This is a genomic window from Xanthomonas sp. NCPPB 1638, from assembly GCF_041475635.2.
GTDB lineage: Bacteria > Pseudomonadota > Gammaproteobacteria > Xanthomonadales > Xanthomonadaceae > Xanthomonas > Xanthomonas cucurbitae.
Window position 1 is genome coordinate 3,631,897 of sequence record NZ_CM192984.1, and the last position, 21,546, is coordinate 3,653,442.

Annotated in this window: 14 protein-coding genes, 1 pseudogene and 1 riboswitch; of the genes and pseudogenes, 5 read left to right on the plus strand and 10 right to left on the minus strand. The window is 65.4% G+C overall.

Features of this window, described 5'->3' with window-relative positions; translation table 11 throughout:
* The first annotated feature begins 109 nt into the window (after positions 1 to 109).
* Positions 110 to 1,366: a 6-phosphofructokinase gene (locus ACCQ13_RS15745; protein WP_104602558.1), complete on the plus strand. Its 1,257-nt coding sequence runs from the start codon at positions 110 to 112 to the stop codon at positions 1,364 to 1,366.
* 442 nt (positions 1,367 to 1,808) lie between these two features.
* Positions 1,809 to 2,846: a hypothetical protein gene (locus ACCQ13_RS15750; protein WP_274391969.1), complete on the plus strand. Its 1,038-nt coding sequence runs from the start codon at positions 1,809 to 1,811 to the stop codon at positions 2,844 to 2,846.
* A gap of 136 nt (positions 2,847 to 2,982) precedes the next feature.
* Here ACCQ13_RS15750 and ACCQ13_RS15755 read toward each other — a convergent pair whose 3' ends face one another.
* Positions 2,983 to 3,462 carry a hypothetical protein gene (locus ACCQ13_RS15755; protein ID WP_159408016.1) on the minus strand — a complete coding sequence of 160 codons (480 nt, stop codon included), beginning with the start codon at positions 3,460 to 3,462 and terminating at the stop codon, positions 2,983 to 2,985.
* Positions 3,463 to 3,752: 290 nt separating this feature from the next.
* Between ACCQ13_RS15755 and ACCQ13_RS15760 the strand changes: the two genes are divergently transcribed.
* Complete coding sequence (locus ACCQ13_RS15760; protein WP_104602560.1) at positions 3,753 to 5,780, plus strand: sodium-translocating pyrophosphatase; 2,028 nt, start codon at positions 3,753 to 3,755, stop codon at positions 5,778 to 5,780.
* Here the strand turns inward: ACCQ13_RS15760 and ACCQ13_RS15765 are convergent.
* Positions 5,777 to 5,905, minus strand: coding sequence for a hypothetical protein (locus tag ACCQ13_RS15765; protein WP_267313091.1), 129 nt, complete (start codon positions 5,903 to 5,905; stop codon positions 5,777 to 5,779). The two genes, ACCQ13_RS15760 and ACCQ13_RS15765, sit on opposite strands and share 4 nt — an antisense overlap.
* Positions 5,906 to 5,981: 76 nt before the next feature.
* Here ACCQ13_RS15765 and ppa point away from each other — a divergent pair, with 76 nt between their 5' ends.
* Complete coding sequence (ppa, locus tag ACCQ13_RS15770; RefSeq protein WP_104602561.1) at positions 5,982 to 6,518, plus strand: inorganic diphosphatase; 537 nt, start codon at positions 5,982 to 5,984, stop codon at positions 6,516 to 6,518.
* Positions 6,519 to 6,632: 114 nt separating this feature from the next.
* The gene (locus ACCQ13_RS15775) at positions 6,633 to 7,781 is read left to right on the plus strand and encodes an HDOD domain-containing protein (RefSeq protein ID WP_167526936.1); all 1,149 of its coding nucleotides are present in this window, start codon (positions 6,633 to 6,635) and stop codon (positions 7,779 to 7,781) included.
* A 113-nt stretch (positions 7,782 to 7,894) separates the two neighbouring features.
* Here the strand turns inward: ACCQ13_RS15775 and ACCQ13_RS15780 are convergent, their stop codons facing one another.
* The 8 genes and pseudogenes from ACCQ13_RS15780 to ggt form a co-directional block, all read right to left on the minus strand.
* Positions 7,895 to 8,383 carry a DUF2442 domain-containing protein gene (locus ACCQ13_RS15780; protein WP_104602562.1) on the minus strand — a complete coding sequence of 163 codons (489 nt, stop codon included), beginning with the start codon at positions 8,381 to 8,383 and terminating at the stop codon, positions 7,895 to 7,897.
* Entirely contained in the window at positions 8,380 to 8,571 is a 192-nt protein-coding gene (locus tag ACCQ13_RS15785) for a DUF4160 domain-containing protein (RefSeq protein ID WP_104602611.1), read from the minus strand. Before ACCQ13_RS15785 ends, ACCQ13_RS15780 begins: the two co-directional genes overlap by 4 nt.
* A 255-nt stretch (positions 8,572 to 8,826) precedes the next feature.
* Entirely contained in the window at positions 8,827 to 11,712 is a 2,886-nt protein-coding gene (locus ACCQ13_RS15790; protein WP_274391970.1) for a TonB-dependent receptor plug domain-containing protein, read from the minus strand.
* A gap of 48 nt (positions 11,713 to 11,760) precedes the next feature.
* Positions 11,761 to 12,654, minus strand: coding sequence for a helix-turn-helix transcriptional regulator (locus ACCQ13_RS15795; RefSeq protein WP_104602564.1), 894 nt, complete (start codon positions 12,652 to 12,654; stop codon positions 11,761 to 11,763).
* A gap of 110 nt (positions 12,655 to 12,764) precedes the next feature.
* Positions 12,765 to 15,170 (minus strand): annotated as a pseudogene (locus ACCQ13_RS15800) (winged helix-turn-helix transcriptional regulator); the annotation flags it as partial.
* Between the two features lie 404 nt (positions 15,171 to 15,574).
* Positions 15,575 to 17,452, minus strand: a complete 1,878-nt coding sequence (thiC, locus tag ACCQ13_RS15805) for a phosphomethylpyrimidine synthase ThiC (protein WP_274391971.1) — start codon at positions 17,450 to 17,452, stop codon at positions 15,575 to 15,577.
* Positions 17,453 to 17,565: 113 nt separating this feature from the next.
* A riboswitch (TPP riboswitch) is annotated at positions 17,566 to 17,663 on the minus strand.
* Positions 17,664 to 17,717: 54 nt separating this feature from the next.
* Positions 17,718 to 19,556, minus strand: a complete 1,839-nt coding sequence (locus ACCQ13_RS15810) for a methyl-accepting chemotaxis protein (protein ID WP_274391972.1) — start codon at positions 19,554 to 19,556, stop codon at positions 17,718 to 17,720.
* Between the two features lie 76 nt (positions 19,557 to 19,632).
* On the minus strand, positions 19,633 to 21,342 hold the full coding sequence (gene ggt, locus ACCQ13_RS15815; RefSeq protein WP_274391973.1) for a gamma-glutamyltransferase: 1,710 nt from the start codon (positions 21,340 to 21,342) through the stop codon (positions 19,633 to 19,635).
* Between the last annotated feature and the right edge of the window lie 204 nt (positions 21,343 to 21,546).

Below are 21,546 nucleotides of genomic sequence, written 5' to 3' on the forward strand. Positions count from 1 at the left end.
GACTCAGGTCTTCGCCAGCGCTGACCGTATGGTCGTGCAGCTTACCGCATCCCGGGAATGTCCCGGCACTGTCCCTTGCGCCATCGCCCCTGTGAGGAGCCTGTCCCCTATGACCACCGGCAATCTGTTGTATGCCCAGTCCGGCGGCGTCACCGCCGTCATCAATGCCACTGCCGCCGGCGTGATCGGCGAAGCGCGCGCGCGCAAGATCAAGGTGCTGGCCGCGCGCAATGGCATCCTGGGTGCATTACGCGAGGAGTTGATCGACACCTCCAAAGAATCAGCTGCCGCGATCGCCGCACTGGCGCAGACGCCCGGCGGTGCATTCGGCTCGTGCCGCTACAAGCTCAAGTCGCTGGAAGACGACCGCGCCAAGTACGACCGCCTGCTGGAGGTGCTGCGCGCGCACGACGTGCGCTGGTTCCTCTACAACGGCGGCAACGATTCGGCCGATACCGCCTGGAAGGTCTCGCAGCTGGCCAAAGCCTATGGCTACCCGCTGCAGTGCATCGGCGTGCCCAAGACCATCGACAACGACCTGGCAGTGACCGATACCTGCCCCGGCTTCGGTTCGGCCGCCAAGTACACCGCCGTGTCGGTGCGTGAGGCCGCGCTGGACGTCGCCGCCATGGCCGACACCTCCACCAAGGTCTTCATCTACGAGGCGATGGGCCGCCACGCCGGCTGGCTGGCCGCCGCCGCGGGCCTGGCCGGCCAGGGACCGGACGACGCACCGCAGATCATCCTGCTGCCCGAGCGCGCCTTTGACCAGGCAGTGTTCCTGGCCAAGGTGAAACAAATTGTGGAGAAGGTCGGCTGGTGCGTGGTGGTGGCCAGCGAAGGCATCCAGGACGCACACGGCCGCTTCGTCGCCGATGCCGGCGGCGCGGCCGATTCGTTCGGTCATGCGCAACTCGGCGGCGTCGCCGCGCTCCTCGCCGCACAGGTCAAACAGGAGCTGGGCTACAAGGTCCACTGGACGCTGCCCGATTACCTGCAGCGCTCCGCGCGTCACCTGGCGTCCAAGACCGACTGGGAACAGGCCCAGGCCGTGGGCAAGGCGGCCGTGCAGTACGCCCTCAAGGGCATGAACGCGGTGATCCCGGTGATCGAACGCGTCAGCGATACGCCATATCGCTGGAAGATCGTACCGGCTCCGCTGCACAAGGTGGCCAACCACGAAAAGAAGATGCCGCCCAGCTTCCTGCGCAAGGACGGCTTCGGCATCACCGAGCGCGCCCGTCGTTACTTCGCACCGCTGATCAAGGGCGAAGCACCGCTGGCTTACGGCAGCGATGGCCTACCGAAATACGTCAGCCTGAAGAACGTGGCGGTGGCGAAGAAACTGCCGGCCTGGGAAGGCTGAGCCCAGCCAGGCCGCCGCGCTCCAGGTGTTGACGCATCCGCACCTGGACAGGCAGACGATGGCGTGCCGCCGCATCGAAGCAGCAGCTTGATGCCAACGCGGCATCGCCGTGAATGTGGCGACAGATGGCTGCCAGATCGATGCGCCACGGGAGTGGCAGCCGGTTCAATTGGGCTACCTGCAACTTGGCGCTACGGCTCGCGCCAGGATGAAACGCACGAAAATGGCAGACGATATGCATCAAATGCCGAAACCCTGGCGGCACAGCTCACTCCTTGAGTTCCCACCATCTTGGTGGCGAGCTTAGTGACGGCACTCACCGTATGCGATCAGCATGAAGTTATTACTTCGCTACCGAAGCTGCGCCTTCTGCTCCTAGCCCTGTGACTTTTGACGCTCCAAGGATGCTCGTTAACTCGATCTTCATGGGGAATAAAACGTTATGAAATCCAAATCGAAGCATGTGTTTAGGGCATGCATCATTGGGAGCATTACCAGCGTAGGGGTTGTGGATGCTGTCTCCGCAATGAGTGAGGCGGGCCGTGTTGAAGCCATGTCGGGGTGGGAGTCAACGCTTAGGCAGGAGGCACCCAACATGGAGGGCTGCTTCCGCTCTACGTTCCCGGACAAAGGTTGGCAGGCGGTGCGTTGCGGTCCACCGCCGAAGGCGATCGTAGGACGAAAGCGCACTGCAAATGGCAGCGGTCGAACCACTGCCACCGCCGATCAGGCGCTCGTCGTCGGTAACGGGAACGATTATGCCGCGCTCTCAAGCAGGCCGACCCGCTCGGTGGTCGGTTCGTTTCCAAGCGTCAGTGGCGTCACAACCGGCGTTGTCCAGTACTCGCTGCAGATCAACACCGACAACGACAGTAATCCAGCCGCTTGCGCGCAATTCGGCTTTTCCTCGTGCAAGACCTGGCAGCAGTACGTGTACTCCAGCGATTTTGATGGGGACTCCAGCAATGGCTTCCAGCCGGTCGTCTTCATCGAAAGCTGGGTCTATGCAACGAGTTCTGCGGAGTATAAGGCCGTCGGTTGCCCATCTGGCTGGGATGCCTACGATGGCAACGCATGCGTCCATAACAGCGATTCGGTGAGCGCACCGCTGGTGCCGGTGTCGGGCATCGGCAGTGTCAAACTCACCGGATCAGCGACCTCAGGAGGTGTTGACACCGCAACGTTCTCGATCAACGGGCGTGCCTACAGCGTGAGCCAGGCCGCTTCCACGGTGCATATCAACAAGATCTGGCGCAAGTCCGAATTCAATGTGTTCGGAAATGGCGCACGCACGCAGACTGTATCTTTCAACCGGGGCTCACGCGTGACGGTGAATGTTGCCGTAAACGACGGCACGGCAAATGCGCCGGCCTGCATAGGCGATTCCGGCGAGACGTTTGAGCAGAACAACCTGACACTCGGTAGCTGCACTTCCTTCGGTGGCGCATCGCCCGGGATTAGCTTTCCTCAAAGCAACTGACCTTTGCGCGTCCGGGAGGATCGCGTTCCTCCCGGCGCTCTTCGCATGATGCCGACGGTCATCTATCCAGCAGGACTGGTGGCCTAGCCTTGCGCGCGCAGGCGTCGCTCCACCACGCCTGCGGTCTTCACACTCCTCACTGGCAGGCCTTGCCTTCCATGACCTGCTGCGCAGCGAACATCGGCACCTGCGGGATTCTTCCCGCAGCCGCCTGCTGCTTGGCGTCTTCCAGATAGATGCGCGACTGGCCTTGCCCATCCAGCTGCGGCTTGGCGTCCACCGGTTTGCGCCAGATGCGCACCACTGCCTGCTGGCTGGGGCAGGCCGCGCTGGGGACGCGGATCACGTCGTTGAAGATCCAGCCCGACGCAACGCTGGGAGCGGCCTTGGCGTAGTCAACCAGGCGTGCGCGCGGCTGGCAGGTGGGGCTGCTGCGCACCACCGAGAACGTATACGGCTGCGCGGCATTTCCGGTGAACACTCCTTCGAGCCGTGCACAGGCCTCCGGGATCTGTCGCAAGGTGTGAACGGCGCCGATCGCCTGCGCGGTACCGGGCGCACGCGGCTTCAGTTCCGGGGTGGGGTCTGCAGCCAATGCGCTGCCAGCGAAAAGCATGGCGAGCAGCACAGTGGCGGAACTGGACGCGGTGTAGTTGGACATGGTCACTTCCTAGGATCGGCTGGATCGTGGTGGCCGCAGGCTGTCACGCAGCAACTGAACGACACGCCAAAGCCGTTGTGGTGGCACCCCTGCAAACAGCGGCGCATACTCGGCCGCGATCCGGCCATTGAACATCGCGACGCGCATTGTGGCCCTTGCGGCCGTCGAGTCCGTAATCGCCTCCACTCGTCGTGCATCGCCCTTGGTTCGTCCGACCGGATGACATCCATTCTTTGGGAGGGGTCATGCTGGAACATTACGGGTTGGTACTTGCGCTGGGTTGTGCGGTGGTGGCAATCGTCTACGGGATGATCCTGGCGCGCTGGGTGGTCGCGCAGCCGAGCGGCAATGCCCGCATGCAGGAAATTGCCGCCGCGATCCAGGAGGGCGCGCGCGCCTATCTCAACCGGCAATACCTCTCCATTGCGATCGTTGGCGGCGTGCTGTTCGTGCTGGTCGGGCTGTTCCTCAGCTGGTACACCGCGATTGGTTTTGCGCTCGGCGCCGTGCTGTCCGGGCTGGCCGGGTATATCGGCATGAACGTGTCGGTGCGGGCCAACGTGCGGACCGCCGAAGCCGCGCGCCAGGGCATCGGCAAGGCGATGGACGTGGCGTTCCGCGGTGGCGCGATCACCGGCATGCTGGTGGTGGGCCTGGGGCTGCTCGGCGTGGCCGGATACTACGCCGTGCTGCAGGCCATGGGGCTGGCGCTGGAGCAGAACCTGCATGCCCTGGTGGGGCTGGCGTTCGGGTCGTCGCTGATCTCGATCTTCGCGCGCCTGGGCGGCGGCATCTTCACCAAGGGCGCGGATGTGGGCGCGGACCTGGTGGGCAAGGTGGAAGCGGGCATTCCCGAAGACGACCCTCGCAATCCGGCGGTGATTGCCGACAACGTGGGCGACAACGTGGGCGATTGCGCCGGCATGGCGGCCGACCTGTTCGAAACCTACGCGGTGACCGTGATCGCCACGATGCTGCTCGGCAGCCTGACCCTGGCCGAGACGGGGCCGCATGCGGTGCTGTATCCGCTGGTGCTGGGCGGGGTTTCGATCATCGCCTCGATCGTGGGCGCGGTCTTCGTCAAGGTCAAGACCGGCGGCTCGATCATGGGCGCCCTCTACAAGGGGGTGATCGTCTCGGGCATCCTGGCGGCGCTGGCGTACTGGCCGATTACCCAGGTGTTGATGCGCGACAACAGCCATGGCGCCACCGCGCTGTATCTGTGCGCAGTGATCGGCCTGGTGCTGACCGGCCTGATCGTCTGGATCACCGAGTACTACACCGGCACCCAATACGCGCCGGTGCAACAGGTTGCCTCTGCCAGTACCACCGGCCATGGCACCAACATCATCGCCGGGCTGGGAATTTCGATGAAATCCACCGCGCTGCCGGTGATTGCGGTGTGTGCCGCGATCTGGAGCGCGTTCCACTTCGGTGGCCTGTACGGCATCGCCATTGCCGCCACCGCCATGTTGTCCATGGCCGGCATGATCGTGGCGCTGGACGCCTACGGCCCCATCACCGACAACGCCGGCGGCATCGCCGAGATGGCCGAGCTGCCACCGGAAGTGCGCAGCATCACCGACCCGCTGGATGCGGTGGGCAACACCACCAAGGCGGTGACCAAGGGCTATGCGATCGGATCGGCGGCGCTGGCCGCGCTGGTGCTGTTCGCCGACTACACCCACAACCTGCAGGCCGCCCATCCCGGCCAGGTGTTTGCCTTCGACCTGTCCGACCACACGGTCATCATCGGCCTGTTGATCGGCGGCCTGATTCCGTATCTGTTCGGGGCGATGGCGATGGAAGCGGTGGGCCGTGCGGCAGGCGCGGTGGTGGAAGAAGTGCGCCGCCAGTTCCGCGAGATCCCCGGCATCATGGCCGGCACCGCCAAGCCGCAGTACGACCGGGCGGTGGACATGCTGACCCGCTCGGCGATCCGCGAAATGATCGTGCCCTCGCTGCTGCCGGTGGTGGTCCCGATCGTGGTGGGCGTGTTGCTGGGGCCGCGCGCACTGGGCGGCCTGCTGATCGGCACCATCGTCACCGGGCTGTTCCTGGCCATTTCCATGACCACCGGCGGTGGTGCCTGGGACAACGCCAAGAAATACATCGAAGACGGCCACTTCGGCGGCAAGGGCAGCGAGGCGCACAAGGCGGCGATCACCGGCGATACCGTCGGCGACCCGTACAAGGACACCGCAGGCCCGGCGATCAACCCGCTAATCAAGATCATCAACATCGTGGCGCTGTTGCTGGTGCCCTTGCTCTAGCGCGGCTGACCGGCCAGCCGCGCCTGCGGCGCTTCCGGGTTGGCGCGGCGGCGCGGGCGGCGCAATCGGGCGGGTCCGGCCAGCCGCACCGTCAGGCCGTGGCCGGCCATCGGATCTGCGCCCATTCAGGGTCGCTGCAGCGCAACAGCCGAACGCGTAGAATCGCGCTCCACACACTGCTGACGCCTCGGAGCTACGCGCATGGGTCTTGAACTGGTCACCTCTGGCAAGAATCTGCCGGAAGAAATCAACGTCGTCATCGAAATCCCCAAGGATTCCGAGCCAGTCAAGTACGAAGTGGACAAGGCCAGCGGGGCGATCTTCGTCGATCGCATCCTGTCCACCCCGATGCGCTACCCCTGCAACTACGGCTATGTGCCCAACACCTTGTGCGGCGACGGCGATCCGGCCGACGTGCTGGTGGTGCTGCCGCTGCCGCTGGTGCCGGGCTCGGTGGTGCGTTGCCGCCCGGTGGGCGTGCTGCGCATGAGCGACGAAGCCGGCAGCGATGAAAAGATCCTGGCGGTGCCGATCGAGAAGATCTTCTCCGGCTACGCGCACATCGAGGACATCAACCAGGTGTCCAGCCACTGGATGGAGCGTATCGGCCACTTCTTCGAACATTACAAGGATCTGGAGAAGGGCAAGTGGGTCAAGCTAGACGGCTGGGGCGGTGCAGCCGAGGCCAAGCGCATCCTGGTCGAATCGGTGGAACGCTTCAATTCCGACGTGGCCTGAGCGGTTCGGCATGCAATGGCCCCGCGCAGTGCGGGGCGCTCGGGATCACGCTTCCGGCGTGATCCCGATGACCGCCGGCGGCAGATTAGGTACATTGCCAATTGCGTATGACCGGTGTCCGTCACCGGTGACATCTGGGGAAATGTCTTGCGTATTCTGTTTGTGGGGGACGAAGCCAGCCTTCCGTCCGACCTGATCGACTATGTTGCCGAGCTCGGCGAGCAGTGGCAGGCGCAGCGGGTCGCCGATGGAAATTCGGCGATCGCCGCGGCCGCGCTGTCGCCCTTCGATGCGGTGATCGTGGCGCCGGTGCTGCCGGACCTGACGGCCGCCACCTTGCTGGGGCAGATCCGCACCCTGCGGCCGGACACGATCCGGATCGCGCTGATCGATGCCCAGGACGGCCAGCGGACGCCGCCCGCCCGCATCATCGGCGTGGCACACCGCTTCCTGCCGATGCCGCTGGCACCGGAGGTGCTGCTCGAAGCGGTCACCAGCCTGGAAGAATTGCGCGATCTGCTAGGCAACCCACGCCTGCGCGCGGCCATTGGCCGGATCGAGAAACTGCCTTCGCCACCGCATCTATACCTGAGCCTGATGCATGCGCTGGAAGAACAGGATGGCGCCGATGCGGCCGATATCGCCAAGCTGATCGCGGGCGACCCGGCCATCGCCGCCAAGGTGTTGCAGCTGTGCAACTCGGCGTTCTTCTCCGGCGGGCGCAGCATCACCGACCTGCGCACGGCGGTCACCCGCCTGGGCGTGGCGACGCTGCGCGACCTAGTGCTGGTCAGCGAGGTCTTCTCGATACAGACGCTGACACCGGCCGAGCGCAGCGTGATGCAGCGCCGCTCCCTGCTCTCCTCGCGGCTGGCAGCCAAGGTGTTGCCGCCAACCAGCGCGGAACTGGGTTCCACCGCTGCACTGCTGGCCGATATCGGCCTGCTGCTGCCGGGTGTGCGCGACGAGCGCGAGCCACTGCCGGAAGGCGGCGACGAGCGCCTGGGTCATACCGAAGCCGGCGCCTACCTGCTTGGCCTGTGGGGCCTGCCGATGCCGATCATCGAAGCGGTCGCCTTCCATCGCCACCCGCAGCGCTCCAGCGTGCGCAGCTTCTGGGTCACCGGCGCGGTGCATGTGGCCACGGCACTGGCCAGCGGCGAGATGGTGGACGAAGAGTATCTGTCAAAGGTTGGCGTGATCGCCCGCCTGCCCACCTGGCGCGAACAGGCCGATACCCTGCTGGGTCTTACCGAAGCGTGATCGGCTGACCGCGTTCTGCCACTGAAACGACACAAGGCGCGAGAAGCCGTTGCGATCTACAAGAACGTCTTTGCACGGATTCGCAACAGCGCAGGAACGTCTGGGCTGGTCTGCTAGGCAACCTGAGCGTAAGCCAGCGCCTCGTTGGCCCTGCCAGAGCCGGTCCTGTCGATCAGCTCCCACCCGATCATGGCAAGGCCGACCGTCTTGGGGATCAGCTTCTCGCCGCTCCTGTAGTAAGCCAGCATCCGCCGACTGAGACCCAGCGCATCGGCGGCCTGGTCCAGTGTCAGGTGGTGGGATTCCATCCAGGCGATGACCTGCGAGTGGGAAAAATGGCCGGCTTGCTCGATCGCCATTGCGCGCAGGTTGTCGCTCGCCAGGGTCAAGGCATCGTTACCGGCGAAGGTGACGCCCCGGCTCCATTCGTCCAGGCCGACCTGTGCGAAAACGTCAGGATCGGCCAGAAGGGCAAGGGTGGGGTGAGCGTCGATCACATTGGAGAGATCCACCTCGGCGGCGAACCCATCCGCAAAAGAAAGGGCGAGGCGGGCACGACCCGCCAGCGTGGCACGGGTCATAAAAAACTGCGGCTGGTTCACGGATTCAACTCCTGCCAGTTGGCATTGAGGAGAGGGACGTTGCCGGCAGCCCATTCCAGGGCCTCGGCCAGTTCACGCGCCTTGAGGCTGCTGGTCAGGGTCTTGAGGGTGGCGATCATGACAAGCGCCTCGCGGCCATCACGCATGCGCACATGGAAATGTGGCGGCTGGTGGTCAGCGGCGTACATGGTGATGGTGCAGTTCTGTAGGCGGATGATCGTCGGGACGATCGTACTTTAGTGCAACCATTGCACTATTGCAATCGTTGCATTCCCTCGTGTTCAAGTCGTCTTGCGTTGTTGCGTTGTTGCGCTGCAGCCACGTCGTGCCCGACGCAGCGTGTTCGAGAACCACGTTGGTGAATACACAAAAAAAATGCCAGTCAGCGTTAACTGACTGGCATCAGGCATTCAGCCCGCGTCTGTGTCACGACGCTTCGATCATCAGAAGCGCTGGTTGTACTGCACGAACAGGAAGCGGTCGTAGTCCAGCATCGGATCGATCGCCGCAGTGCTGCTGTTGGTGATCGAGTAGGTCACCGGCGGCTGCTTGTTCCAGATGTTGCGGGCGCCGACGGTCACGCTGCCGTCCCACGGAGCCTGCCAGGTAACCGACACGTCCTGGTAGGAGATCGAGCCCTTCTTGTTGGCGCCGGTACCGCCGCCCCAGCCCGGATTGGCGGTCTGGTAGGTCGGATCGTTGCACTCGATGCCAGCCGCTGCATCCCAGCAGTAGTCACGGAAGCCGCCGTAGTAGCGCAGGTTCCAGTTGGCCGACAGCGAACCCAGCGACCAGTCCACACCCAGGGTGGCGCGCACACGCGGGAAGTTCCAGTAACCGGCCGAATTGGCCCAGTCTGCACCAGACTCGGCCTGCGACTTGTAGGTCGCCAGGTAGTTGGTGTCCAGGTTGAAGGCGAACTTGCCGTAGGCGGTTTCCGGCATGCGGTAGCGCACGCCGAAGTTGTAGCCTTCGGTTTCCAGGCGACCCAGGTTGACGTTGCCGCGGCTCAGCGTGGTGACCTGGCCGGTGACCGCATCGCGCGCAAAGTCGGCGCAATAGTTTTCCAGATTATTGAGGTAACAATTGTTCAACACATCATTGGCGGTCAGCGCGGTGATGATGTTGGAGATCGAAATGCGGTACCAGTCCAGCGACAGGTCCAGGCCCTGCAGCCACTGCGGGCTGTACACCATGCCCACGGTACGGGTGATGCTGTTTTCCGGCTGCAACTCCGCATTGCCCACGCCGGAATTGAACGGCGCGTTGCCCTGCACGTCGCGACGCGTCACCGGGTTACCGGCCGTGTCGGTCTGGCGGAAGCCAGCCGGCACTTGACCCGCGCAACGTGCTGCCACGCCCGCATTGCCCAGCGAACCGAAGGTGGCATCGCACGGGTCGGTGAAGGTGTCGAAGGTCTGCGAGCCGCCGCCGAAGGTGTCCGACAGCGTCGGCGCACGGAAGCCGGTGCCGTAGGTACCGCGCACCAGCAGGTCGTCGATCGGCTTCCAGGTGAAGCTGAACTTGCTGTTGGTGGTGTCGCCGAAGCGGCTGTAGTTGCTGTAGCGCGCGGCCACGTCGAACGACAGTTCCTTGGCGCCCGGCAGATCCTTCAGCACCGGGATCAGCAGTTCCAGATAGGCTTCGTTGGTCTGGTAACGACCTTCGGTGGCCTGCGCAGCGAGGTCGGTGGTGTAACCGGCGCTGGACAGCTGGTCCGGGAAGTCATAGCCGCTGATCTGGCGGTGTTCGAAGCCTGCGGCGACGCCCAGCTCGCCGGCCGGCAGATCCACCAGGCCGCCGGTGATGTTGGCGGTCCACTGCTTGCTCAGGCTTTGCTGCGTGGACTGGCCCAGCGCATTGATGTACTGCAGCGCGTTCGGCGTGGAGGCCGACGGGCCACCCAGGATGTTGAACGGGGTGCACTGGCCCAGCGCATTGCTGGTGCCCAGCGCGATCGGAGCCGCTGCGGTACCGCACTGCACCTGACCCTGTGCATTGAGGAACGACGGGCCCAGCGCCTTCTGCAACGCCAGCAGGTTGATGTTGCCGCGCGACACCTGCGTTACATCGTACTTGTTGTAGTTGAAGCCCACGTCCCAGTTCCAGCCATGGCTGCCAACGTCGAACACGCCTTCCAGCGCTGCATCGAAGTGCAGGCTCTTGACGTTGCTTTCGGTGGTGCGCGGCAGTTCGGTCGTACGACGGAACCAGCTGGTGATGTCCTGGCCAATCGGGTTGTAGTAGCTGGCGCCACTGATCGCCACCGGGAACTGCGGCTGCGAAGCGGCCTGCAGCGGGTAACCGGCAATCTGGCGGTTCGAGTCGCGCTCGGAGTACATCGCCGTCGACTTGAAGGTGAGGCTGTCGGTGAGGTTGTAGCTGCCGGTGGTGAAGATCGACTTGTTGCGGCTGGACTGCTGCAACATCATCTGGTCGACGGAGTTGAAGTAATCGTCGGTGGTGATGTCGTTGTGGTAGTTGGCGATATTGCGCGAATCGGCACCCACGCCACGGCCGTCGAACGAACCGGTGTGGTTGAGGATGAAGGTTTCGCCGCCGGAGGTGAAACGACCCCACGGGCCAGTCGCGCTCAGGCCGTCTTCGATATGGTTCGGGCCGGCCGAATAGCGGGTCAGCGCGCGATCCTTGGCCCACACCGGGTCTTCGTTGGTGTAGTTGGCGCCGAACACCAGCGAGGAACGATCGGTGGTGGTGCCGGCGGTGAAGGAGTACTGCTCCTTGGAACCGTCGCCACGGCCGTTCTGGCCGAAGTACGCCGAGGCTTCGGCACCGTCGTAGTTCTGGCGCAGGATGATGTTGACCACACCGGCCACGGCATCGGAGCCATAGATCGCCGAGGCGCCGTCCTTCAGGACTTCGATGCGCTCGATCAGCGAGCTGGGGATGGTGGACATGTCGGTCAGGCCGTTCAGGCTACTGGTCCAACGCTTGCCATTCACCAGCACCAGGGTGCGGTTTTCACTCAGGTTGTACAGGTTGACGTACTGGCCGCCCTGCTCCGCGTTGGAGGTCAGCACCGCCGCCTTGCTGTAGGTCTGCGTGCCGGCGATCGACAGGTTCTGGAGGATGTCGCCAACGCTCACCAGACCGGACTTCTGGATGTCCTGCTGGGACACGGTGAACACCGGCTGGGCGGTTTCCACGTCGACCGAGCGGATGCGCGAGCCGGTGATCTCGATGCGGTCCAGCGTCGTGGTCGACGGGGCGGACTGCTCTTGTGCATTGGCGGCAAACGCCGGCGTCAACGCGATCGCAATACCGGCGGGCAACAGGCCCAGCCGCACTGCGGAAGTGCGAAGGTTCATCAATCTCTCCAGGGTTCGTTAGTGGCGCGTTAAGCGCCCCTGTGCAAATTACGGTTGCGTGAACGCCGTCGCTTTGCGGGTCACGTTCCGTGGCTTTGCCGACTCTGGCGGAATGCTTGCCTGGTCGCGGTAATGGGAGGCAGAGACGCCGAAGCGTGCGCGGAACGCGCGGGCGAAACTGCAACAGTTATCGAAGCCGCTGGCGGCCGCGACCTCGCCGATCATCATCGAGGTGTCACGCAGCAAATCCGAGGCGCGCTCCAGGCGCAAGCGGGCCGACAAGGCCTGCGGGCTTTCCTCGTACAGGCTCTGGAAGGTCTTGGAGACGTACCAACTGGAGAAGTTGGTCAGTTGCGCCAGTTCACTGATGCGGACCACCCGATCGCTGTTGCCCTCCAGGTACAGCCGGGCGCGCTGCATGCGGCCGAAGACCTGGCGACGGCGGCTGCGCGAACGCCCCGGGCAGCGCTGTTCCTGTGCAATGAAACCGCGCTGCATGGCGGCCAGATGCAACAGCAGCGGCCGTGCCGAGGCAGTGTCGCTACGCGTGGCCGCGTTGCGCCACAGCCGCAGTGCAATGCGCAGATCGCTGCGCGTCAACTGGCTGCGTCCGGGATAAAGGGTGGCATCGGTCAGTTCGGCCAGCGCTTGCAGGCTATCGCTATCCAGGCCGACACCAACGCATAGCGCACCACGATCGGCCTGCACGGTGGGTTGGGAGTCCTTGTCGAAGGCGATCCAGTCGCCAGCACGCAGCCGGAAGCGTCCCTCCCTGGACTCCACCCAGGCGCGTCCACGCAGCTGCACCCACAAGGTGAAGGTGGCCGAGACGGTGCGGATGCTGCCCAGCCGCGACACCGCCAGACACGTCGTCGGGGTCGCGTCGCTGGCAGCGTCCAGCAGCACGGCCAGACCGCGGTCGGCGAGGATGACTTGTTGCATGTTGGCGGCCCCCTGTACAAAAGAGCGCCCAGTGTTTTGCCGAATCCGGCGCCAGTCAGGACGTTCCGACGAAGCTGTGCCGAAATCGCCACGAAGCCTTTCCGAAGAACTTACGAGGCCATTTTCCTGAGCATCATCAAGAGGTTGGAAATGAAGCCCAGCGTGGCACCAGGGCGCTCCGGCAGCGGCATGTGGGCGATCGCACTGCCGTCTTCCTCGGCCAGGGCCACATACAACGCACCACTGCGCTGGTCCACGCTGAAGCCATTGATGGTGGCGAACTTGGTCGCGTCCAGGCACCGGCCATGGCCCACGCGCAGCGCCGCGTCGTAGGTGGCGCAGGTGTCGGTGGACAACAAGTAATGCACCTGCCCGGCAACGCCCGGCGCCCAGGCCCGGTAACGCCAGCGCGAGGGTTGCTGCGGGTCGACGGCCTGCAAGGTGTCGGCCGCCAACGAGGGTGCGATCTGCCACAGACCGCCGCCGCTCAGCCGCGTCAACAGCAGTTGTCCGCTGACGCGGTCCAGACGCACTTGTGACACATCCGGCAGCGACGCCAGGGCGCGCCACGGCTGGCTACGCCTGTCGTACACGGTGGCGAAGGTGTGCCCATCCTCGCCCGCCGCAACCACCAGCAAACGGTCGGGATCGGGCAGATGGATCGCCTGCAGCAGCCGTGCCTGCGGCACCGGCAGGCGCACCACCTTGCCTGTTCCCGGCGTCACCTCGAACAAGGCCGCGTGCCCTTGCGTATCGCTGCCGCTGACCAGCACCTTGCGCGCATCGGCCGACCAGTCGGCGGCCTGGCGCGCATCCGGCCGCACGCCTTCGATCAGGCGCACCGAGCCGGGCCGCGTGACATCGCCCCACCACAGCCCATAGGCGCCGGAGCGATTGGACGCAAACACCAGCTGGCGGCCATCGGGCGCGATCACCGGGTGGTCATCGCGCCCGCTGGAGGCAAATAACCGACGTCGGATGTAGCCCCCGTTCATGGGGTCGTGGATGACCTGGTAGAGGCGGAACTGCGGCCTGCGTTGCACGAACACCAGATGGCCGCCCGCCACGTCAGGCGCCTGCGCATCGTCCACACCCAGGTCGTGCAGGCGGTGATCGTGCAGATCCAGCCGATACAACCGCGCCTCGCTGTCCACGCGGCGCCCGAAGACCACTGCACTGCCGTCCGGCACCCAGCTCCAGCCGCGGATATCCGCATTGTCGTGGGTCAAGCGTTCGGCGGTGCCACCTTGCGCGGGAATCCGCCACAGGTCGCCCAGCTGCGGATTGCGCAGGAACACGATCCAGCGCCCGTCGGGCGAGTAGCGCGGCGCGTAGTCGAAATCGCTCGCGCTGGAACTGTAGTTCAAGGGCTGCCACTGACCACCATCCAGGTCCAGGCGGCGGATACGCGGCCAACCCCGTGCCCCGGTCATGCTGCCGAACAGCAGCGCGCGCCCATCCGGCGACCAGGTGAAACTGAGCATGTCCGCACCGTCGCAGCGCGCCACTTCGCGCGCCGCTGCGGTACCGGCCGCGGCAGCGATCATGATCCGGCAGGTGCCGTCGGGCGACTGCCGCGAGAAGGCGATGTCCCGCCCGTCCGGCGACCACGCCGGCAGCCGATCGGAAACACCCGCCGCAGGTGTTTGCAGCACGCGCGGGTAGGCGCTATCGGTGCGCTTAATCAGGATCGAGGTGCTCAGGCGGCCTTCGGTCAACGAGGCATAGGCCACCATCGAGCCATCCGGCGACAAGCTGGGGGTGAGGTCAAAACCGCCACCGGCGGTAATGACCTGGTAGGGCCGCTTGGGACTGCCCGGCACGGTGGCCGATGCGGGGCCGGTCTCGGCCAACGGCGCACGCGGCCACAGCGTCTGCACCGCCAGACCCAGCACCAGCAGCAGCGCCAGGCTCGCCACCCCCAGGGCCATCCAGCGCCGCCGCACGACGACCGATGCATCCGGAGCAGGCGCGCTCGGTAACGGCACGGAACCGTCATGTGCCGAGGCGGCAGTGCCTGTCGTCGTCGGCGCCTCAGCAGGCGAGGTGTGCACGAGAAGCGGCGCGGGCTGTGGTCCAGCCGCCGGCGGCGATGGCAGCGCCGGCGTGTGCGTCTCCCACGCCACTGCTGCGATCAGGCGGTAGCCGGTCTTGGCGATGGTCTCGATATGCTGCGAACGCTCGCTGCCCTGGCTGGCAAACGCCTTGCGCAGCTGCGTCACCGCCTGGGTCACCACGTCGTTGGTGGGCAAGGTGTCCGGCCACCCCTAGGGAGGCACCATGATTAATCAGACGGACATTCACCACGTCGTTGGTGGGCAAGGTGTCCGGCCACCCTTCGGCCAACAGCTGTTCGCGGCTGACCACCTGCCCCGGCTGACGCGCCAGCGTCAGCAGCACCGCCAGCGACTTCGGTGCCAGGCGTAGTGCGCGCCGGGCGCCGGGCACATGCACTTCGCGCGAGGCGACGTCGACCACGCACTGGCCGACACGCAACCGGCCAGCGGGCATTGCATTAGCGGGAGGGACACTCATCGGCAAAGAAACGCATCGCACGCAAAAGACGGCAAAGAACGCACCGCGCCGGGACGCGAAACGCCAAATTCAGCAAAGGACCACGACCGACTGCGTCATGCATCCATTTGTTGCAAATTTTACCCTATGCCTCGTTGCCAGCCATGACCGGCGGCGACGTCAGGCTCTCTCTCTCTCGCCGACGCATTCAAATAACCATGCTGTTCTCTTCGCGCCTTCTGGCGCGATTTTTTTATCTGCGATTCAGCTCTGCAGCCCGAGAGCCTTATCGGCCGTAGCTGCCTGCCGGCGGATTGCCGCGCGGCAGGTGCGCAGCACCCGGCGACTTGCGCCGGAGCTAACTGAACTCTTCCTGTCAGGCTACCCGCTCCGTGGTCTTGGCAGCCTACGAGGCGCGGTAGACCTGCGCCCCCTGCTCCAGGAACTGCACCGCCTTTTCTTCCATGCCGGCCACCAGTGCCCGCTCCTCACCCATCCCATGCTCGGCCGCGTAATCGCGCACGTCCTGGGTGATCTTCATCGAACAGAAATGCGGGCCGCACATCGAACAGAAATGCGCGAGCTTGTGTGCGTCCTTCGGCAAGGTTTCGTCATGGAACTCCTTGGCCTTTTCCGGATCCAGGCCGAGATGGAACTGGTCTTCCCAGCGGAACTCGAAGCGCGCCTTGCTCAGTGCGTTGTCGCGCACCTGCGCACCTGGATGGCCCTTGGCAAGATCGGCGGCATGCGCGGCGATCTTGTAGGCCATGATGCCGTCGCGCACATCCTGCCGGTTGGGCAGGCCCAGGTGCTCCTTGGGCGTGACGTAGCACAGCATCGCGGTGCCGTACCAGCCGATCATGGCCGCGCCGATCGCGCTGGTGATGTGGTCGTAGCCGGGCGCGATATCGGTGGTCAGCGGCCCCAGCGTATAGAACGGTGCCTCCCCGCATTCGCGCAGCTGCTTGTCCATGTTTTCCTTGATGAGCTGCATCGGCACATGCCCCGGACCCTCGATCATGGTTTGCACATCGTGCTTCCAGGCAAGCCGGGTCAGCTCGCCCAGCGTCTCCAGTTCGCCGAACTGCGCCGCATCGTTGGCATCGGCGATGCAGCCAGGACGCAAGCCATCGCCGAGCGAGAACGCCACGTCATAGGCCTTCATGATCTCGCAGATGTCTTCGAAGTGGGTGTAGAGGAAATTTTCCTTGTGATGGGCCAGGCACCATTTGGCCAGGATGGAACCGCCGCGCGACACGATACCGGTGAGACGCTTGGCGGTCAGCGGCACATAGCGCAGCAACACGCCGGCATGGATGGTGAAATAGTCCACGCCTTGTTCGGCCTGTTCGATCAAGGTGTCGCGGAAGATCTCCCAGGTGAGTTCTTCGGCGCGTCCGTCGACCTTTTCCAATGCCTGGTAGATCGGTACCGTGCCGATCGGCACCGGCGAATTGCGGATGATCCATTCGCGGGTCTCGTGGATATGCTTGCCGGTGGACAGATCCATCACCGTGTCGCCGCCCCAGCGGATCGCCCACACCAGTTTTTCCACCTCTTCGGCAATGCCGGAAGACACCGCGCTGCTGCCGATGTTGGCGTTGATCTTGGTCAGGAAATTGCGGCCGATAATCATCGGCTCGCTCTCGGGGTGGTTGATGTTGTTGGGCAGGATCGCGCGACCGCGGGCGATCTCCTCGCGCACGAAATCCGGCGTGATGCGCTGCTGGATCGCGGCGCCGAACTGCTCGCCTGGATGCTGCTGACGCAGCACCGCATCGGCGACCGCCTCCAACCGCTGGTTTTCGCGGATGGCCACGAACTCCATCTCCGGGGTGACGATGCCGCGGCGCGCGTAATGCATCTGGGTGACGTTGGCCCCAGCGCGCGCAACCTGCGGCAGGCGCCGCGCGGCAAAGCGCACTGCGTCCAGCCGCGCGTCCTGCTCGCGACCGCGTCCGAAGCTGGAACTGAGCTGCTCCAGTGCAACGGTATCGCCGCGTTCGGCGATCCAGTCCGCGCGCAACGGCGCCAGGCCGGCGGCCAGATCGATCGTCGCCTGCGGGTCGGTATAGGGGCCGGAAGTGTCGTAGACGCTGAGCGGCGGGTTGTCTTCGCCACCGAACAGGGTCGGAGTGCGGGTCAATGCGATCTCGCGCATCGGCACCCGCAGGTCCGGGCGCGAGCCCTGCACGAAGCTCTTGCGGGAGCCGGGAATCGGCTGGGTCACGGCCTCGGACAGGGATTGGGCGTGCTGCTGCAAAACGGTGGGCGCGGCGTTCATGACATCGTCCTGTGTGCTGGAAGACCAGCACCGGTAGCGCTGGCCCTGCGACGGAGTCGCAGTGCGGACGAAGCGGCGGCGCTCAATGCGCAAGACCCATGCAGGCACGGACCATCGCATCTCACGAAGCTTCCCTACGCCGGTATGAGCCGGATCAGGTTCGAAGGGACTATCTCAACCGCGCAATGACGCGGTACCCCCACTTCGACGCGGATTAGAACACGAAACGCGCCGCCTCCCAATGCCGGCCCGCCCGCATGCGAGGTCATTCCAGCGTATACCCCACCCGCAGACCGCCCCAGTGCTTGCGCGCCACGAAGATCGGCGCGGACAGGTCGAACATGATCTGCCCGGTGTCGCGGCGATAGACCTGCAGGCGGTACGGGTCGGTGTGTGCGCCGACGCTGCGGCCAACACGGTCGGTGAACTTGCGCTTGGTGCGGTTGCCCACCAGATCGCGCTTGGGGTCGCCGGTCAGCGGCTGGGTGAAGCGCAGGTTATGGGTGGGCACATAGCCGTCGGGATTGGCGCTGATCGCGAAGACGATCCATGGGTGTGCCTCCAGCAAGGGTTCCTGCAGAGCCGGCAGCAGTTGGTCGCACAACGCGTCGAAGTCGGTACTGAACTTGGGCGGCTCCACTCCGGGAATCGGCAGGTAGGTGCGCGCAAACAGCGCGGCCTCGTCGATCTGCCCGCGCGCGATGGCCTGCGCCAACGCCGTACCGATCTTGCCTGCGGCGGCAACCGCCAGCTCCTTGACGCGGGCATGCCGCGGCACCTGCAGCGGGTCGGCCGGCAACCGGAACAGGCCCACGCAATCGCGCAGGGTTTCCGTGCCGCGCTCCAGCGCTTCGCTGCGTTCGGCCACATGCGCGGCGTGCTGCAGATTGCTGCGGCCCAGCGCGACCACGCCATCCACCGCCTGCTCGATACCGCGAATTTCGCCATCCTGCGCCTGGATGCGCCCGGCCACCGTGGTCATCGCGGTACTGGCCTGGCCAAGCACGCGGGTGATGCCATCGAGCACCGCTTCGGTGCCGCGTGCGGAAGCCGCGCCCTCGCCTACTGCAGCGCTGGTTTCGGCCAGGATCGCGCGCACATCGCGTGCCGCCGCACCGGCACGTTCGGCCAAGCGGCGGATCTCGGTGGCAACCACGGCAAAACCGCGCCCGGCTTCGCCGGCATGCGCCGCCTCGATGCTGGCGTTGATCGAGAGAATATTGGTCTGGAACGCCACCGAGTCGATCACCTCGATGACCTCGCCGGCGCGTGCCGCCCGGCGCTCCACCTCGTGCATGGCCTGCCCCAGCGCGTGCGCGGCGGCCACACCCTGGCGCGCGCTGTCGTCGGCGCTGGCGGCCAGCGCAATCACCTGCGCCAGTTCCGCATTGATGTCCTGCAGGCTGGCCGACAGCCGCCCCACCGCGTCCCGCGCCCCATCCAGTGCGTCGGTCTGCGCCTGCGACTGGCGCACCATCTCATCGTTCTCGGCCACCAGCGGCGGCACTTCGGCGGCAATCTGCACCGACAGCGCCACTGCCTGGCGAATCGCTTCGGCCAGATTGCCGAAGCCGGCCTGCAGCCGGCGGCCCATCTCGGTCTCTCCCAGGCCGGAGGGCAGCAGTAGTTCCAGTTCGCAGCCAGCCAATGCCTGCGCAGTGCGCTCCAGCACCGTGCGGTCTTCGTGCTCGGCCTGCAGGCGCGCCACCAGCGGCTGCAACAGCGGCGAAATCGGCACCGGCCGGCTGTCTTCGGCCAGGCGGGTGGCCTCGCGCAGCAGCACGGCGGTTTCCACATGCGGCAGCGACAGCATCCAGCCGCCATGCGCGTGGTCGCGCAGATAGCGCACGCGCCGGGCCGGGTCGTCGCCCGCAGCGGCCCACACGCCTTCGTCGCCAACCAGGTTGGCGGCATCCAGTCCCCACAGCACGCTGGCCGGCGCACCGATCAGATCCCCGGCGGTCTGGCCCAGCACATCCAGGCCGGCGCGATTGCAGGCCACCACGCAGGCATCGGCCGACAGGCGCAGCAAGGCCACCGGGGCATCGGGCAGCAGGGCTGCGTGCATTTGCGAGGGCAAATCGGGCTGTTGCATCGAACTCATGGCAATGTCCTGTCCATCACTGTCGTTGGCCGCGCGCCGTGATTGCGGTCAAACGGCGCACCCATCTGCGGCCCGCTCAGTAGCCGGCCGCCTGGCCATCCTTGCGGCTTTCCGAAGCACCGTAATACACCCCGCTGGCCGCATCACGCGCAATCGCCTGATAGCCGCCGTAGGGGCCATCGGCGAAGATCACTCGGTGACCCTTGCGCATCAGCGCACGAATGGTGTCGTAGGAGTAGCCGGTTTCCAGATTGACCTCGCCACCATCGCGCATCGCAGTGGCCTGGCCGGTCGGTTCAGTGGACCCCTCGTGCTGGATGCGGGGCGCATCGCCCGCTTCCTGCAGGTTCATGTGGAAGTCCACTAGGTTCATCACGATCTGCACATGGCCCTGCGGCTGCATCGCCCCGCCCATCACGCCGAAGCTCAGCCACGGTTTGCCGTCCTTGGTGACGAAGGCCGGGATGATGGTCTGGAACGGCCGCTTGCCCGGCGCATAGCCGTTGGGATGGTCCTTATTCAGCACGAACATCTCGCCACGGTCCTGCAGGATGAAGCCCAACCCCGGCGGGGCCATGCCGCTGCCCATGCCGCGGTAGTTGGACTGGATCAACGACACCATCATGCCGTCGGCATCGGCCACCGTCATGTAGATGGTGTCGCCCTCCTCCAATTGCTTGGGCGTGCCAGGCTGCACTTCCTTCAGCGCGGTCTCCATCGAGATCAGCGCGCGCCGCTGGGCGGCATAGTCCTTGGAAAGCAAGCGGGTCAACGGCGCCGGCTGGAACGCCGGGTCGGCATAGAAACGCGCGCGATCGGCGAAGGCCAGCTTCTTGGCTTCGGTGAACAGGTGCACATGTTCGGCCGAACCGAACGGAATCTTGGAGAAATCATAGCCCTCCAGGATGTTGAGCATCTGCAGCGCGGCGATGCCCTGGCTGTTGGGCGGCAATTCCCACACGTCATAGCCGCGATAGTTGGTGCTGACCGGCTCCACCCATTCGCCCTGGTGGCTGGCCATGTCCTCGTAGCTCAGATACCCGCCGTTGGCCTTGAAGTAGGCGCCGATGGTGCGCGCGATCGCGCCCTTGTAGAACGCATCGCGGCCGCCGTCGGCGATCTGCTGCAGCGTATTGGCCAGGTTCGGGTTCTTCCACAGCTCGCCCTTGCGCGGGGCGCGCCCGTCGATGGTGAACTGCTCCTTGAACCCGGGATATTGCAGCAACCGCGGCACCGAGCGGTCCCAGTAATAGGCAATGGTTTCGGCCACCGGATGCCCTTCGCGGGCATAACGGATCGCCGGTGCCAGGTTCTGCGCCATGGGCTTGCGGCCGAAGCGCTCGTGCAGCGCGAACCAGCCATCCACCGCGCCCGGCACCGACACCGGCAACGGGCCGGTCGGCGGAATGTCCTTCAGCCCACGGCGCTGCAGCTCGGCCAGGGTCAGCGACTTGGGCGAACGGCCCGAGCCGTTGTAGCCGTAGAGCTTGCTGGTCTTGGGGTCCCACACGATCGCGAACAGATCCCCGCCCACCCCGTTGCCGATGGGCTCCATCAGGCCCAGCGCCGCATTGGCGGCGATCGCCGCATCCACCGCCGAGCCGCCGTTCTTCATCACCTCCAGCGCGACCTGGGTGGCCAACGGCTGCGAGGTGGCCGCCATGGCATGCGGCGCGATGACTTCCGAACGGGTGGCGAAGGGCTGCCCGGTGATCCGGTCAGCGGCGCCAAGCGGCAGCGCCACCAGCGCCAGGGCAGACAGCAACAGAACAGGTACCCGACGCATGACAGCACTTCCCCATGGCATGACAGATGAGGTGCCAACCATACCAGCGGCCTGCGCCGTCGCGGTCGCTCGACCTCGTGTGCCGGCAGCCGCCCGCGCAACAGCGGGCCCGGGCCGGGACCCCGCCGCCTGGGTTGCGCCAGTTTCAGGGGAAACCATGCTGCTGCCACGCGGGTTTGCGCGCGCCATGCACGGCCTTCGCCC